General features: G+C 50.9%; 16 protein-coding genes and 1 pseudogene. 4 read left to right on the top strand and 13 right to left on the bottom strand.

Annotated elements, in window-relative coordinates:
• The first annotated feature begins 204 nt into the window (after positions 1–204).
• Positions 205–1,224, top strand: a complete 1,020-nt coding sequence (locus C7W93_RS16625) for an ATP-grasp domain-containing protein (protein WP_108441399.1) — start codon at positions 205–207, stop codon at positions 1,222–1,224.
• Positions 1,225–1,458: 234 nt separating this feature from the next.
• Here the strand turns inward: C7W93_RS16625 and C7W93_RS16620 are convergent, their stop codons facing one another.
• Positions 1,459–3,450: a sigma-54-dependent Fis family transcriptional regulator gene (locus C7W93_RS16620; protein ID WP_108441398.1), complete on the bottom strand. Its 1,992-nt coding sequence runs from the start codon at positions 3,448–3,450 to the stop codon at positions 1,459–1,461.
• A 140-nt stretch (positions 3,451–3,590) separates the two neighbouring features.
• The gene (locus C7W93_RS16615; protein WP_108441397.1) at positions 3,591–3,884 is read right to left on the bottom strand and encodes a hypothetical protein; all 294 of its coding nucleotides are present in this window, start codon (positions 3,882–3,884) and stop codon (positions 3,591–3,593) included.
• A 58-nt stretch (positions 3,885–3,942) separates the two neighbouring features.
• Here C7W93_RS16615 and C7W93_RS16610 point away from each other — a divergent pair, with 58 nt between their 5' ends.
• From C7W93_RS16610 to gfa, 3 genes are all read left to right on the top strand, one after another.
• On the top strand, positions 3,943–5,049 hold the full coding sequence (locus tag C7W93_RS16610) for an S-(hydroxymethyl)glutathione dehydrogenase/class III alcohol dehydrogenase (protein WP_108441396.1): 1,107 nt from the start codon (positions 3,943–3,945) through the stop codon (positions 5,047–5,049).
• 11 nt (positions 5,050–5,060) lie between these two features.
• Complete coding sequence (gene fghA, locus C7W93_RS16605) at positions 5,061–5,936, top strand: S-formylglutathione hydrolase (RefSeq protein WP_108442177.1); 876 nt, start codon at positions 5,061–5,063, stop codon at positions 5,934–5,936.
• A 70-nt stretch (positions 5,937–6,006) separates the two neighbouring features.
• Positions 6,007–6,582 carry an S-(hydroxymethyl)glutathione synthase gene (gene gfa / locus C7W93_RS16600; protein ID WP_108441395.1) on the top strand — a complete coding sequence of 192 codons (576 nt, stop codon included), beginning with the start codon at positions 6,007–6,009 and terminating at the stop codon, positions 6,580–6,582.
• A gap of 262 nt (positions 6,583–6,844) precedes the next feature.
• On the opposite strand, the pseudogene C7W93_RS16595 reads toward gfa, so the two are convergent.
• From C7W93_RS16595 to C7W93_RS16555, 11 genes and pseudogenes are all read right to left on the bottom strand, one after another.
• A pseudogene (locus C7W93_RS16595) lies at positions 6,845–7,081 on the bottom strand (type II secretion system F family protein); the annotation flags it as partial.
• 225 nt (positions 7,082–7,306) lie between these two features.
• Positions 7,307–8,305: a GlxA family transcriptional regulator gene (locus C7W93_RS16590; RefSeq protein WP_108441394.1), complete on the bottom strand. Its 999-nt coding sequence runs from the start codon at positions 8,303–8,305 to the stop codon at positions 7,307–7,309.
• Between the two features lie 185 nt (positions 8,306–8,490).
• A complete protein-coding gene (pqqE, locus tag C7W93_RS16585; protein WP_108441393.1) occupies positions 8,491–9,705 on the bottom strand; it encodes a pyrroloquinoline quinone biosynthesis protein PqqE in 1,215 nt (404 codons plus the stop codon).
• Positions 9,706–9,709: 4 nt separating this feature from the next.
• Entirely contained in the window at positions 9,710–9,973 is a 264-nt protein-coding gene (pqqD, locus tag C7W93_RS16580; RefSeq protein ID WP_108441392.1) for a pyrroloquinoline quinone biosynthesis peptide chaperone PqqD, read from the bottom strand.
• Between the two features lie 7 nt (positions 9,974–9,980).
• Positions 9,981–10,706, bottom strand: a complete 726-nt coding sequence (gene pqqC, locus C7W93_RS16575; RefSeq protein ID WP_108441391.1) for a pyrroloquinoline-quinone synthase PqqC — start codon at positions 10,704–10,706, stop codon at positions 9,981–9,983.
• Positions 10,703–11,626 carry a pyrroloquinoline quinone biosynthesis protein PqqB gene (pqqB, locus tag C7W93_RS16570; protein ID WP_108441390.1) on the bottom strand — a complete coding sequence of 308 codons (924 nt, stop codon included), beginning with the start codon at positions 11,624–11,626 and terminating at the stop codon, positions 10,703–10,705. Before pqqB ends, pqqC begins: the two co-directional genes overlap by 4 nt.
• A 123-nt stretch (positions 11,627–11,749) precedes the next feature.
• Positions 11,750–11,824, bottom strand: a complete 75-nt coding sequence (pqqA, locus tag C7W93_RS16565) for a pyrroloquinoline quinone precursor peptide PqqA (protein WP_108442176.1) — start codon at positions 11,822–11,824, stop codon at positions 11,750–11,752.
• Positions 11,811–11,945 (bottom strand): hypothetical protein, encoded by a 135-nt coding sequence (locus tag C7W93_RS25295; protein ID WP_255419194.1) that lies wholly within the window; start codon positions 11,943–11,945, stop codon positions 11,811–11,813. The genes pqqA and C7W93_RS25295 overlap by 14 nt, the downstream gene beginning before the upstream one ends.
• 2 nt (positions 11,946–11,947) lie before the next feature.
• Positions 11,948–12,076: a hypothetical protein gene (locus C7W93_RS25290; RefSeq protein ID WP_255419193.1), complete on the bottom strand. Its 129-nt coding sequence runs from the start codon at positions 12,074–12,076 to the stop codon at positions 11,948–11,950.
• Positions 12,077–12,125: 49 nt separating this feature from the next.
• Positions 12,126–12,701, bottom strand: coding sequence for a cytochrome c (locus C7W93_RS16560; protein ID WP_108441389.1), 576 nt, complete (start codon positions 12,699–12,701; stop codon positions 12,126–12,128).
• A gap of 175 nt (positions 12,702–12,876) precedes the next feature.
• Complete coding sequence (locus tag C7W93_RS16555) at positions 12,877–14,550, bottom strand: PQQ-binding-like beta-propeller repeat protein (RefSeq protein ID WP_225869969.1); 1,674 nt, start codon at positions 14,548–14,550, stop codon at positions 12,877–12,879.
• Between the last annotated feature and the right edge of the window lie 246 nt (positions 14,551–14,796).

The raw sequence follows: 14,796 nt of genomic DNA, 5'->3' as shown, positions 1-14,796 counted from the left end.
CCTGATCAGTTTTACGTAATGAAGTGCAGTTCATCAGAGTTGTCTTAGGAGATTGTCTGACGATGGCCGGGAAGAGGTGTAGCTGCCGAGATCGGACAATGTTCGCGGCGATGTACTAAAGGGCACCTCAGCACAAACGGCGTTTTCTACGCCTAAGTATGATGCAGCAGGTCACTGCGCTGAATTTCAAACAACGGTGTTCTTATGGATGTTTTTTTATTCGATTATTCGTCAGGCGGTGGCCGGACGAATCAAGAATATCGCTCTGCCGATATGCATCATGGCGAGATGATGCATCGCGCATTGCTAGCCGATCTTGCGGCACTGCCGGAGGTGAATGTCACTGTGATGCGCGATGCGCGTTTGCCGGGGCTTGATCCGGTATTGGCGCAGTCTGTGCAGGTAGTTTCGGTTTCTGGCAGTTTTGAATCCCAATTCGATGATTGTGTCGTGGCGGCAGATGCTGTCTGGCTAGTTGCGCCTGAGGCTAACGAGATATTGGCTGTGTTGTCGCAGCGGGTGCTGGGTGCCGGTCGGATTTTGTTGGGTAGTGCGCCGGATGCGGTACGGGTGGCGGCTAGCAAGTTATGTACTATTCAGACATTGCGGGATGCTGGTGTGTTGGTGGCCCCGACTTATACTTCGCAGGATAATTTATCCGATCAAATTGTGGCTTCGGCGTGGGTGGTTAAGCCGGATAAAGGAGCGGGGTGCAGGGATACGCGTATCTTTAGCGGGCCTGTTCGGGCCCTGGCGTGGATAGAGGCGAATGGGGATGATGATTATGTTTTGCAGCCGTTTATTTCCGGTCAGCCTTGTAGTCTTTCTTTGCTTTGTTGTGATGGGTGGGCACGGGTGTTGAGTTGTAATAAGCAACGTATTGCGGTGCGGGATAATCAGTTATATTTTTTGGGCAGCATGATTAATAGTTTTGCGGATTCTTCGGGTGAATTCGATCGTTTGGCGCAGCAAATTTCTGCTGCTATTCCTGGGTTATGGGGCTATGTGGGGGTGGATTTTATTTTGTCTGATGCGGGGGCGGTTGTGTTGGAAATTAATCCGCAGATGACTACGTCGTTTGCTGGCTTGCAGGCATCGATTGGGTGTAATCCGGCCGGGTTGGTGGTGGAGTTGTTGGACCCGTCTTGGCGGCAGTCGCTGCCGCAGAGGGTGTTTTCTGCTGTGACTGTGAGTGTTGATGTGGCAGCGTTTGATGGATTGTGATGGGAATTCGGCTGGCGGTATTTAACACGGTATGTGCCCCGTTGATGCAAGCCGAGGGGCCTAGCTGAAGCAAGAAAAAGTGACCGGCTGCCCCAGTCCGCCCCGGCTTGCATCAACAGAGAACATACCGTTTCAGTTACAAGAAATTCTCCCAAAATTGATAGCGCTAGCATCAATCACCAACCTAATTGATGCCAAACCCCCACCTGAAAAAGAAACCGCGATCCCATCGCGCTAAACCGTAACACGATCTAATTCCTTCACATCAAGCCGCCGCATCTTCCGATACAAGGTATTCCGACTCATCTTCAATTGCTTCGACAACGTCGTGATATTCCAGCCATGCTGCTCAAGCTCCTGAATCAATGCATCGCGTTCGGCATTTTCCAAAGGATTCCGCTTCCCCTCCAACCCCGCGCCGCCATCGCACCCAACCGGCAACGCCACGCTCGGCAATGACCCCGTAAAGAACCCTTCCGGTAGATCACGAACACTCAAAACATCCTCATCCCGCAACGCAATCATCGTCCGCAACAGATGCCGCAATTGCCTGATATTCCCCGGCCAGCGATGCTGATCAAAAATCGTCAAAAGATCGTCATCGATTTCAATGTTATTGTCGCCGCCGCTTTCTTTAATCAACAAATGTTTAATCAATGCTTGCTTATCCGTACGCACCCGCAGCGATGGCAACGTAATCGTCAAACCGAGCAAGCGATAATACAAATCCTCGCGGAAAAGATTCTCTGTAATTTTTGTTTGTAGATCGCAATGCGTTGCACTAATCAACCGGATATCCAGCTTGATCGGCCGGTCGCCACCCAATGGCATGACCTCCCGCTCTTCCAGCACACGCAACAATCGCGCTTGCAATGACATCGGCATATCCCCGATTTCATCCAAAAATAACGTGCCACCATTTGCCTGAAAAATCTTGCCGCGTTGACCATCTTTGCTAGCACCTGTAAACGCGCCGGACTTATAACCGAACAGTTCACTCTCAATCAAAGACTCAGGAATCGACGCACAGTTAATCGCTACGAAAGGTTGCTGCACGCGGCTGCTGGACATATGCGCAGCCTTGGCAAACATCTCTTTTCCGGTCCCTGTTTCGCCCAATAAAATAATCGCAACGTCGCGTTCCAACACGCGCTTGGCCGCATGCACGTTGACGGACATCGCCAGATCGCCGAAATGTAATTCGTCCAGCGGGGTCCGCGACGTCTGCGCAGTTTTATCGCTTTTATCGGCTTTGAATAAATCACGTTTTTGCGTAGATAAGCGCGATGCGCTCTGGGTTGGCTCTGGCGGATAGATCACCGCAAAAAAACGGGCACCGCTGCGGACTTCAAAAATCGGGGTTGGATGGAATGCTTTTTTGAGACTGCTATCTAGCAATCCCGGCAGCGATACATTAAATAATTCTGTGATATTGCGACCGTAAATCTCGGTAGGAGAACGCACGCCGAGTTGGAACTGCGCGCAGCGCGTTGCGGCCAGAATGGTGCCCGCTTCGTCGAAAGCGATAGCGCCTTCGCTTAGCGTGCCGACGAACTCAGGCCGGTTATGAAAACGGACAATATATTCACGATGAAATTGTTGCAGAAAAACCCGATTTTCAATCATTTGCACCGACATGTTGACCAGCGCCAACGTGTGCTGCTGGGCCAGTTTCGATTCGCCCGATGCATCCAGCACTGCCAGCACATCGCCCTGATGATTGCAGATGGGGGCAGCGGCGCAACTGATGCCGATATTGCGGACTAAATAGTGCTCGTTTTGATGAACAATGATCGGTCTTTTTTCGATCAGGCAAGTACCCATACCGTTGGTGCCTTGCAAGCGTTCACTCCATACTGCGCCTTGCATCAAGCCTGTTTTTGACGCCGCGTGGGTGAAGCTTGGGTCGCCAAAATAATTGAGTAAAACGCCATCGCAATCCATCAGCATGATGGCGTATCCGGACCCGGCCAATTGCTGATAAAGGTTCGCCATTTCGATCTTGGCGACCTCTTGCACATCTGCCAGACGTGCCTGTCGTTCTTGCAATTCAACGTTACCGATAACGATGGGTTCATCGCAATTGTCGGGGTCCAGACTGTATTCGTTTAAGCATCTGATCCACGAATTAACGATGGGATTTCCACCAATAATGCCGTCGGGTTTCGTTCTGCTTTGAACAACTGAATGGACGTGCTTAACGTGCTGTTCCGCAACTTCTGTCATGGTGTCTCCTCTGACAAACATCGCATATTGGCGTTGGGAAAAACACCGTCTGACGCCGAATATGTGTGTGGACTGTTTTTTGCTTATGTTCGGAATAAGCTTTCCGAATCTGCATTTTTTGTGTGTCTGACGATACTAACCTACTCCAGCCGACAGATGAAGAAATTATGCAGGGGTGGCAAAATCGGGCAAGAAAGTGATGTGCGATTTGCGGAACACTGCGGTGTTGTGTTGGTACGGAATTGATACGTTTGATGCGGTTTAACTGCAGTGCAGCATTTTTTAAACCAGTTTGATGGCACGTCAGCAAGCCAAAGGCGGGTGGTCGGCGGAGTGATGTCCAGCAGGTCAGGTACTAGTAACTGTAAGTCAGGTTGGGATGCAAATGCGGACGGAATTGCGGCATTTTCAGCCAAATTTTTGCTGATTTCCATTTGTCGTCTTTTTCGGACAGCAGAATACGATTATAAAATTTTTTATGGAGCTCAATAGATGAAAACGAAAGCCGCAGTCGCATGGAAAGCCGGATCACCGCTCACCATTGAAGAAGTTGATCTGGCCGGCCCCCGGGCGGGTGAAGTGCTGGTCGAAATCAAGGCGACCGGGATTTGCCATACCGACTATTACACTTTGTCGGGCGCTGATCCTGAAGGTATTTTCCCGTCGATTCTGGGCCATGAAGGCGCGGGTATTGTGGTTGATGTCGGTCCCGGTGTGACCACACTGAAGAAGGACGATCACGTCATTCCGCTGTACACGCCAGAGTGTCGCCAGTGCAAATATTGCTTATCCCGCAAGACTAATTTATGCCAGTCGATTCGTTCGACGCAAGGCCGTGGTTTGATGCCGGATGCGACTTCGCGCTTCTCGATTGATGGTAAGCCAATCTTCCATTACATGGGAACGTCGACGTTCTCTAATTACATCGTCGTACCAGAAATCGCATTGGCAAAAATCCGCGAAGATGCGCCATTCGATAAGGCTTGCTACATCGGTTGCGGTGTCACAACCGGGGTTGGCGCGGTAGTTTTCTCGGCCAAAGTGGAAGCGGGTGCGAATGTTGTTGTATTTGGACTTGGCGGGATTGGATTGAACGTGATTCAAGGCGCGAAAATGGTCGGCGCTGACAAAATTATCGGTGTCGATATCAATCCGGGCCGCATCGAAATGGCACGCAAATTCGGTATGACGCATTTCGTGAATCCGAAAGAAGTTGCAAACGTTGTCGATCATATCGTGCAGTTGACCGATGGCGGTGCCGACTATTCTTTCGAGTGCATCGGTAACACCACCACGATGCGTCAGGCGCTGGAATGTACGCATAAAGGCTGGGGCCAGTCGTTCATCATCGGCGTGGCAGCAGCAGGCCAGGAAATCAGCACACGACCGTTCCAGTTGGTGACAGGGCGTGAGTGGAAAGGTTCTGCTTTCGGTGGTGCACGCGGGCGTACCGATGTACCGAAGATTGTTGACTGGTACATGGAAGGTAAACTGAATATCGATGATTTGATTACGCATACATTGCCGCTGGAGCGTATCAACGAAGGCTTCGATCTGATGAAAAGCGGCGAGTCGATTCGATCCGTTGTGTTGTATTGAGCGGGGTCGCAATGTCTACCCAAACACCGGTGTCACCGCTTGAACTGATCAGCGAACACGCTTGCTTTGGTGGCGTGCAGCGGTTCTATCGCCATCAGTCGACAGCGATCGGTTTGCCGATGCGGTTTTCGGTATTTCTGCCGCCTCAGGCAAAAGAGGGCAATGTTCCTGCCTTGTTTTATCTGGCCGGACTGACCTGCTCGGAAGAGACGTTCATGACCAAAGGCGGCGCGCAACGGGTGGCGGCGCAGCAAGGTTTGATGCTGATTGCGCCGGATACCAGTCCGCGTGGCGCTAACGTGCCGGGTGAGGCCGATAGCTGGGATTTCGGCATCGGGGCGGGGTTTTATGTTGATGCTACCGAAGCGCCGTGGCGCCAGCATTACCGGATGTATAGCTACATTCTGGAACTGCACGGATTGATCGTAGAAAACTTTGCGGTCGATGCGGCGAACATCGGTATCACCGGGCATTCGATGGGTGGACATGGGGCGCTGGTGTTGGCGTTGCGCAATCCTGATTTGTTCAAGTCGGTGTCTGCATTTGCACCGATTTGTGCGCCATCGCATTGCCCTTGGGGCGTCAAGGCATTTTCTGGTTATCTCGGCGGTGATCAAAGTACTTGGTCGCAGTACGACGCCAGCGCGTTGATGGCGGAGCTGAGCGCACCATTTCCGAACGGGATTTTGATTGATCAAGGGTTAAGCGATAAGTTTTTGCCTGACCAATTGTTTCCGCAGGCGTTTGATGCCGCTTGCGAAAAGGCGCAGCAGCCGTTGGAGCTGCGTCAGCATGCGGGCTACGACCATGGTTATTACTTCATTTCGACCTTCATCGAAGACCATTTACGATTTCACCACCGACAACTAAATGGAGCCGCTCGGTAACGGCGCAAATATGACCACATCATTTAGTACCAAGCTTTTAACAACCATAAAATCCATACGGAGAAATCTCATGAATACAGCAGTCAAAATCCATCCAGCCGTCGATAACGGTTTGAAACCAGCTGCGGCTGACTTTGCTGGCGGCACGCTTTCTTGCGCCTGTTCTACCAACAAAGTGCAGGTCACGATCAAGGGACAAATTGCCCACAATCACGTGTGCGGTTGTTCTAAATGCTGGAAGCCAGAGGGCGCGTTGTTTGCACAGATCGCGGTGACTTCACGCGATAACGTTAACGTCATCGCTAACGGCGACAAGCTGAGAGTTGTCGATACAAACGCGGCGATTCAACGTCATGCGTGTAAAGATTGCGGCGTGCACATGTACGGTCGTATCGAAAATACAGGACATCCATTTCATGGCCTGGATTTTGTGCACACTGAGCGTTCGACAGAGAGTGGTTGGGCACCGCCGGAATTCGCCGCATTTGTGTCGTCGATTCTGGAAACAGGCACCAGCCCTGACAGCATGGGCGCGATCAGAGCACGATTGGTCGAGCTAGGTTTGCCACCGTACGATTGCCTCTCGCCACCATTGATGGATGCGATTGCTGCGCACGTTGGTAAGGCGAACGCTGCACGTAAGTAATTACATCAGTAATTACATAAGTTCAGCAATCGATGCAGTCAGTAGCGTTGAGCGCGAGAATGTCGGAAGGCATTCTCTGCTAGCGTTACTGGCGATCTTGTCAGGTGAAGATTGATATTTGATACAGATCCCCACATTCGTTCCGCAATGTGAAAAATCTGCTATTGATGGCAGCTTTTTTTGCTTGTTTTTGTTTAGATTTTTAGCATTTTTATATCCCCGGCAGAACCCGCTTGAAAACAGACTCTGCCGTGCACTGTGCTTAGTTTTTCAATGCCACATTGCCCAGATTCCACATCGGTAAAAAGATACCCAGCGCCAGAATCAATACCATAATGCCTAGCGCAACGATCAGAATCGGCTCGATTTGCGAGGATAGCGTTTTGAGTTCGTAATCAACTTCACGCTCATACATTTTGGCGATTTCATCCATCAACTCATCCAGATCGCCGGTTTCTTCACCGACCGCAATCATCTGTAGCACCACCGGCGTAAAGACGGCATTAACCACCGGCAGGTCTTTTTATATAGACAAGCGCGACACCGTCGATGTGAAAACTAATCACCATCCAGCCCGAGTATTTTTTGCTTTTTCCGAATAAACTCACGCATAGACCTATGCGTGTTAGCAATAATAGTGGATATAGGATTGCGATTGTTGAATGACGATGGGGAGGGCGCTAATCAGTAACCTGCCTTGATCGGCAGGCCGGGCAATACGCATTTATAACGTAGTCGAGAAACGCTCACGATAGACTTTGGGCGTGACGCCGATCTTTTTCTGAAATACGCGGCGCATTTTTTCCTCTGTGCGGAAGCCGGTTTTCAGGACAATCAGTTTGAGCGGGGCGTTGTTTTCTTCCAGCATGCGCCGGGCAACTTCAAATCGCGCGCTTTCTATAAATTCTGCAGGACTGTCGGCGGTTTCGCGTTGAAACACGCGAGTGAAGTTTCGTTCGCTCATGGCGACCCTTGCGGCTAGTTTTGGCACGCTTAAGTCTTCGTCCAGATGGGACATGATCCAGCTTTGTAATTGGCGTATCGAGGGGTGGGTGGTCATCTGGCTGGAGAGATGGACACTGAATTGCGACTGGCCGCCGGGGCGTTTCAGATAGATGACCAGATCGCGTGCGACCTCGAGCGCGATTTCTGGCCCGAAATCTTCTTCGACAATTGCCAGCGCCAGGTCCATTCCTGCCGTGACCCCGGCGGAGGTCCAGATGTTGCCTTCGCGAATAAAGATCGCGTCGGCGTCGACTTTTACGGCAGGGTATTTTTTGCGTAATAGTTCGGAGAAGCGCCAATGGGTGGTGGCGCGGCGGCCGTCGAGGGCACCGCCTTCAGCTAAAAAAAAACTGCCGGTGCAGAGCGCGGCGAGGCGTTGTATTTTTGGTGCGGCGTTGGTGACCCATTCGACTATTTCAGGTGAATCGAGGAGGGCTTTTTCGATATCGGGGGCACCGACTATCATGGCGAGGTCGGGCAACGCCAGCATGCTGATGGCTTTTGTTGCTTGCAGTGACATCAGGGAGTCGGAGGTGATTGTGCCGGTTTTGGTTGAGGCGATGGCGACTTCGTAGCCGTCTGGTCGCTGGCGCTGACGCAGGCAGGTGTTGGTGTAGTCGAATACTTTTAATGGGCCGATGGCTTCCAGGGCTTTGAAGCCTGGGTAAATGATGATATCTACTGTACGAGGGGCTGTTTGCTGAACTTCGTTGCGCATAAGTGTGGGATTGTTGCGATTGTTCGGGTGGGGATATTTTGCCAGTATCGGGATGATTTTGTTTAGTTGCTTGGTAATTGAAACGGGTTTTTCTCCATGGTTAGTTCACCGGGCTACCCGCGGCAACTCTCTACGGAGTGAAAACCGTGTTATTCAACCACCAAACCGTAACAACTATAACTAAATTATTTTTTAGAAATAGCACCTCCACCACCACCAGAAAATCGCAGCGAATTCGCATCAGTGCGAAACATAATCGGCTGTAACACAGGCTCGACCAATCCAGCTAATCCAGCTGAGCCAGCAACTTTCCCACCAGGCTGCGCATGCAAAACAATCTTCTGCAAATCAGCATGATGCGGCGATTTACTACACACCGGATCTGCATTAGCAGCATCCCCAGTCAACGCAAACGCCTGACACCGACATCCACCAAAATCCTTCTTCTTATCAGGGCAACTCTGACAAGGCTCTTTCATCCAGGCATCCCCCCGATAGCGGTTAAACGCATCGCTATGGTGCCAAATATCATGCACACTATCTTCCGTCACATTAGGAAAAGTAAACCCCGGCAATGACTTGGCAGCATGGCAAGGCAAAGCGGTCCCGTCCGCGGCCACGGCCAAAAATACCGACCCCCATCCATTCATGCACGCTTTCGGCCGCTCTTCAAAATAATCCGGCACCACAAACAAAATCCGTAATTTATTACCAATTTTGGCGCGATACGCATTCACCGTCGCCTCGGCCCGCTCCAGCTGCTCGCGGCTCGGCAGCAAATGCCCCCGATTAACCAACCCCCACCCGTAATACTGGGTATTCGCCAACTCAAGATATTCCACATCCATCTCAATCGCCATCTCAATGATGCGATCAATATGATCCAGGTTATAACGGTGCAAAACAACATTCAACACCATCGGATAATCGTATTGCTTGATCAGTTTCGCCACCCGCGATTTCAGATCGAAAGTCTTGGTACTGGTCAGGAAATCATTCATCTCCTTAGTCGAATCCTGAAACGACAACTGAATATGATCTAGTCCCAGCTCCTTCATCCGAGCAATCCGCGATTCAGTCAAGCCGACACCCGACGTAATCAGATTGGTGTAATAACCCAACCGATGGCCTTCGCCGATCAACTCTTCCAAATCATCCCGCAATAACGGCTCACCACCCGAAAACCCCAACTGTGCCGCGCCCAATTTACGCGCCTGCGCCATCACATCAAACCATTGCGCTGTCGTCAGCTCATTGCGATTTTCCGCGTAATTCAACGGGTTATAACAAAACACGCAATGCAGCGGACAACGATAAGTCAGCTCGGCCAGCAGCCACAATGGGGGTGATGCAAGATTGCTTTCAGCGCGTGCTGCGGGAGCTTCGGTCAAGTCCATCATCTGATCACCTTATCCAGCCCTGTTCATTGGCGGTACGCAAAAAATCTTCCACATCGGCAGTTAAATCCTGCATCTCAAAAGTAGTTTCCAGATCGCTCACAATCGCCGCGCAATCACGCTCGCCATCGCAGCGCTTTAAAATCTCGGCAGCGCTTTCATTGAGTTTGACCATGCCCTCGGGATACAGCAGCACATAGTTGTTTTGCGCCTCTTCCCACTGCATGCGAAACAATTTGGATAACTTTGGCTTTTCGGGATAAGCGTTCATAGTTGGCCTACAAGTGACTACGCGGCATGTCTGGATACGCTTTATCAATCGCATCCAGCATCGACCACAATACATCGAGTTTGAATTGCAAAATGTCCAGCGCCCGGTCCTGCTGCACGCGTGTCGTGAAGTGGTCCAGCGTGACTTGCAAACCGTGTTCTACATCGCGTTCGGCCAGCGAAATGCGGCTGCGGAAATACTGCAATCCGGCAGTGTCGATCCATGGATAATGTTGCGGCCAGTTGGATAGACGATCCTTATGAATTTTGGGCGCAAACATTTCTGTCAGAGACGAACAAACCGCCTCTTGCCAAGGCGATTGCCGTGCAAAATTCAAATACGCATCGACCGCAAAACGCACGCCCGGTACGACATGTTTCAGCGACCATAAATCAGGGCGTGGAATGCCTACCGCTTCGCCCAGCGCAGTCCAGGCTTCCATGCCGCCCGCGTTATCTTCCCAACCATCGTGATCAAGGATGCGCAACACCCATTTGCGACGGGTCTCGCGGTCATCGCAATTGCCGATGATGGCGCCATCTTTTTGCGGAATCTTGATCTGATAATAGAAACGATTCGCCACCCATCCGCGCACCTGATCGTCGGATAACTGACCGTTGGTCATCTTGACGTTAAACGGATGATGGATATGATAACCAGCACCTTTGGCGCGCAATTGCGCCTCAAATTCAACGCGATCCCACGGACCGCCTGGCGTCACAGTGACGTTCATAACGTAATCTCCATGCCATCAAACGCTACCTCGATCCCATGCTGCGTCAAGACCGCACGTTCGTGCGAATCGGCATCGAGAATCGGATTGGTATTGTTGATGTGAATCAGAATTTTGCGCGGTCCATCGATCGCATCCAGCACTTCAATCATGCCGCCGTTTCCGGACTGCGGTAAATGCCCCATGTCTGCCGATTTCTTTTTCGAGAAACCCAGCGTGATCATTTCATCTTCGGTCCATAAAGTGCCATCGACCAGCAAGCAATCGGCGGCCTGCATCGCGGCGTCAATGTGCGGTTCGATCTGGCCCAGACCGGGCGCATAAAACAGCTTTTTCCCAGTCGCGATATCTTCAATGATCAACCCCAGGTTATCGCCCGCTTGCGGTTGCTCGCGATGCGGCGAGTACGGCGGCGCTTTGCTTTTAAGCGCCAGCGGCGTAAAGCGAATTCCCTCAATGCCGGGGATGTGCACGGCGGTGTGCTGATCAAACTGATTAGTCGGCAACGGATGCCATTGCACGCCGCAATAGTGCGACAGCACGTGCATCAACGGCAAGCCCGTGGTCAGGTCATCCCAGACGGCAGGTGTGCAGTACAGCGGTAATTGTTTACCTTCACGCAGCATCAGCAAGCCGGTCACATGGTCAATTTGCGCATCCATCAGGACGACAGCAGCAATGCCGGTATCGCGCTTGTTGCGGTTCGGTTGCAGGGCAGGGGTGTTGCGAATTTGGGTCAGGATATCCGGCGAGGCATTGATCAATGCCCAATCAGTTCCGTTGGACGAGACAGCAATCGATGATTGCGTACGCGCGGTGGCGTTTATGGTGCCGTTGCGCTGGCCGTTGCAATTGCGGCAATTGCAGTTCCATTGCGGAAATCCACCACCTGCTGCAGAACCTAATACGATGATTTTCATTATTTTGAAGGTATTAGTGGGGGATTAAATGCGGGGTTAAATCAAAAATTGCGTTGCAATTGCGACGATGCTAACAGGCGGCGATCATGGGTTATCAATCGCCGCCCCAATTGCAAGAATCAATTAACGATTAGCAATGTACATCGTGATTTCAAAACCAAAACGTAGATCGGAAAATGCAGGTTTAGTCCACTTCATGGTTAATCTCCAGTTTTTTTAAATTAAAAAATACCACGGTTACTACGGTCACTCTTTGATTGCAACCATCAGCAGCTGCACTGACATTCAGACAATCATAGTCATTTGCAGCAATTTTCATGCCTAATCACCCTTCCCCAACGTGACGATGGACTGCACGTAGGGACGGGCCTTGCCTGAATACGATAGATGGTAAATCGGCAAAATACCGATCACCGTCATGTGTGCAAAATTGGCACAGTCGTTAAGCACGACTGTTCAAATTTTGGACCATCACCTTTTTTGCTGTTCAGCAATCGGGCTAGTTGATATTGGCGACGTACTGAGAAATATTTTCGATATCTTCATCGCTCAGCGTTTTTGTCACCGAAGTCATATTGCCCGCATCGTTGTGCCGGTCGCGCGCCTTGAAATCCATCAATTGCTTCTTAATGTACGCGTAATGCTGACCGGATAGTTTTGGAATCTCATTTTGTCCCTTCATGCCGCCAAGGTGACACATCGAACACAATACTTCTTCGGACTTCGCGAAGCCCAGTTTCACCTTCGCCGGGTCAGCCTGAAATTTGATCGCGGCAGGTGTTTGCGCCGCAAAATAGGCTGCTAAATCCTGCATGTCCTCTTTTGATAGATTGACCGCCATCGGGCTCATCATCGGATTGACGCGTGCGCCTTCTTTAAAATCGCGCAATTCAAGATAGAGATAGCGCGCATTCTGCCCAGCCAGCACAGGAAACATCGGTATCGTCGAATTCCCGGCAACGCCATGGCAAGCGATGCAGGCTTCTGCTTTCTTCTTACCGGCTTCAATGTCAACGGCGTGACTCTGAAAGGATAGGGCGGTCAGTACCGCAAAAACAAGGTGGGCAGCTTTCATGTGTTTTGTTTCTGTATCGAATGGTCAAAAGAAGAAAAAAGAGAACACGGTGACGTGGACTCTTTTTGGAGTGTGAGAGAGATGCACTTTACGCCGGGGGATGGGGCAAAAAATGCAGCGGTCTCACAAGGGCATAAGCAAACCGCATGCCCGAAATATTTATTGATCCGATTGATTACAGACCGAACACCATCACGCTGTTTCCGCGTTTAAAGTCCATCTGTGAATTCCCACCGACTGCAACAGCGATGTATTGCTTGCCATTGACCATGTAAGACACTGGCGGTGCATTGACGCCTGCGCCGCATTGGAATTGCCACAGCACCTTGCCGGTTTTTGCATCGTAAGCCTTGAACAAGCCATTGCCTTCGCCTGCAAACACCAGATTGCCCGCCGTTGCCAACGCGCCACCGATCATTGGTTGATCAGTTTTTGCTTGCCAGGTGATCTTGCCGGTGTCGATATTGACTGCGGTGACGTTGCCCGATTGCTCTTCGCCCGGTGCGTTTTTGAATGCGCCGCCCAGCCATAGTTTGCCGTTTGGATAGTTTGAACCATCGACTTGATACGTCATCGGTTGATTCAGATTCAGCGCGTAAGTCAGGCGTGCGCCAGCGTTGTAAGCCATCGGCGACCATTCAACACCACCGTTAGCACCCGGCAACATACGTGCGCCGGTAGCTGTCGGCAGAGTCCACATATTTTCTTGTGGAACCATCGCGTCAGAGAACCGAATCAGGCTGCCATCGCGACGATCATGGACATAGACATGGCCAGTTTTGCCGCCGTGGATCACACCTGGAATCATTTTGCCGTTCTTGTCTTTTACATCGACCAGAATTGGTGGGCTGACAGCATCCAAATCCCATACGTCATGCGAGATGTACTGGAAATGCCACTTGTATTTACCGGTATCGAGATCAATCGCCACCAATGAATCGGTGTACAAATTGTCGCCCGGACGCTCTGCGCCGTACAGATCAGGCGATGGATTGCCGACTACGAAGAACACAGTTTTAGTCGCACGATCGATTGCCGGAGTCGTCCAGACGCCGCCACCTAAAGTCTCGTGGAAGTTGGATTTTTTGGCGAAAGCAACTTTTTCAGCAGCGATATCACGGTGCATGTCGCGGCCGGTAGCGTCGTTTTTAGCCCAAACGCCTTCATGGCCTTTTTCTGGAATCGTGTAGAAAGTCCAGTCCAGTTTGCCGGTCTGCGCATCGAATGCTTTGACGAAGCCACGGATACCATATTCGCCACCGTTGGTGCCGATCAGGACTTTACCGTCGGCGACTGTGGGTGCCATCGTTTCGCTGTAACCTTTTTCAGGATCGGCGATTTCGGTTTCCCATAGCAGCTTGCCGGTCTTGGTATCCAACGCAATCAGCTTGGCATCCAGCGTGCCCATGTACAGTTTGCCTTCAGACACTGCAACACCGCGATTATTAGGACCACAACAGAAAGTCGTGACTGGGCCCATCTTGTGTTTGTAGTGCCAGAACTCTCGACCAGTGACCGCATCGACGGCGTAGACGTAGTTATACGAAGTGGTGATAAACATCACGCCATTGACGACAATCGGCGCGGTTTCCATGGATTCGACCACTGCGGTCTGGAACACGAACTTCGGCTTCAGAGTCGCCACGTTCTTCGCATTGATCTGCGTAGCAGGGTAATAACGCGTTTGCGCGTAATCGCCATTGGTGTGCAACCAGTTCTTGCTGTCTTTTGCTGCGCCGTCTAGCATTGCCTGACTAACTGGTAACAGCGCTGCGGACATCGGGAGGGCTTTAATGCCAGCGCCGCCTTGGGTTTCTTGTGCTATGCCTGCGCCAGCTGTGGCTAACATACATACCGCCAGCGACAATTGACCTGCTATTTTATAGCCTGCTGTATTCATATTTTTCCCCTGATAACGTTGCTTTTTGCAACACAACTTTCTTATTTGGCTTGGGGCTTATTTCAAATCTTTATTGAGGTGTTCAAAATGATTTTAAATAAGGCTCGGAATTGCCTAGATCATAATTCCAATTTCGCATAATATACCTAATTAATATTGCAATGGTTAACAATCGTGCGACACGGCTTATTTGCC

Origin of the sequence: Glaciimonas sp. PCH181, assembly GCF_003056055.1 — a bacterium.
Taxonomy (GTDB): Bacteria; Pseudomonadota; Gammaproteobacteria; order Burkholderiales; family Burkholderiaceae_D; genus Glaciimonas.
This window is presented reverse-complemented; position numbering and strand designations above follow the sequence as displayed.

Coding starts and splice junctions, on each gene's coding strand:
- pqqE (WP_108441393.1), bottom strand. CDS start 9,705: ATGATGGACTTGACCGAAGCTCCCGCAGCACGCGCTGAAAGCAATCTT.
- fghA (WP_108442177.1), top strand. CDS start 5,061: ATGTCTACCCAAACACCGGTGTCACCGCTTGAACTGATCAGCGAACAC.
- C7W93_RS16625 (WP_108441399.1), top strand. CDS start 205: ATGGATGTTTTTTTATTCGATTATTCGTCAGGCGGTGGCCGGACGAAT.
- pqqC (WP_108441391.1), bottom strand. CDS start 10,706: ATGAACGTCACTGTGACGCCAGGCGGTCCGTGGGATCGCGTTGAATTT.
- pqqD (WP_108441392.1), bottom strand. CDS start 9,973: ATGAACGCTTATCCCGAAAAGCCAAAGTTATCCAAATTGTTTCGCATG.
- C7W93_RS25295 (WP_255419194.1), bottom strand. CDS start 11,945: ATGAAAATTGCTGCAAATGACTATGATTGTCTGAATGTCAGTGCAGCT.
- C7W93_RS16620 (WP_108441398.1), bottom strand. CDS start 3,450: ATGACAGAAGTTGCGGAACAGCACGTTAAGCACGTCCATTCAGTTGTT.
- C7W93_RS16590 (WP_108441394.1), bottom strand. CDS start 8,305: ATGCGCAACGAAGTTCAGCAAACAGCCCCTCGTACAGTAGATATCATC.
- C7W93_RS16615 (WP_108441397.1), bottom strand. CDS start 3,884: ATGGAAATCAGCAAAAATTTGGCTGAAAATGCCGCAATTCCGTCCGCA.
- pqqB (WP_108441390.1), bottom strand. CDS start 11,626: ATGAAAATCATCGTATTAGGTTCTGCAGCAGGTGGTGGATTTCCGCAA.
- C7W93_RS16610 (WP_108441396.1), top strand. CDS start 3,943: ATGAAAACGAAAGCCGCAGTCGCATGGAAAGCCGGATCACCGCTCACC.
- C7W93_RS16555 (WP_225869969.1), bottom strand. CDS start 14,550: ATGTTAGCCACAGCTGGCGCAGGCATAGCACAAGAAACCCAAGGCGGC.
- C7W93_RS16560 (WP_108441389.1), bottom strand. CDS start 12,701: ATGAAAGCTGCCCACCTTGTTTTTGCGGTACTGACCGCCCTATCCTTT.
- gfa (WP_108441395.1), top strand. CDS start 6,007: ATGAATACAGCAGTCAAAATCCATCCAGCCGTCGATAACGGTTTGAAA.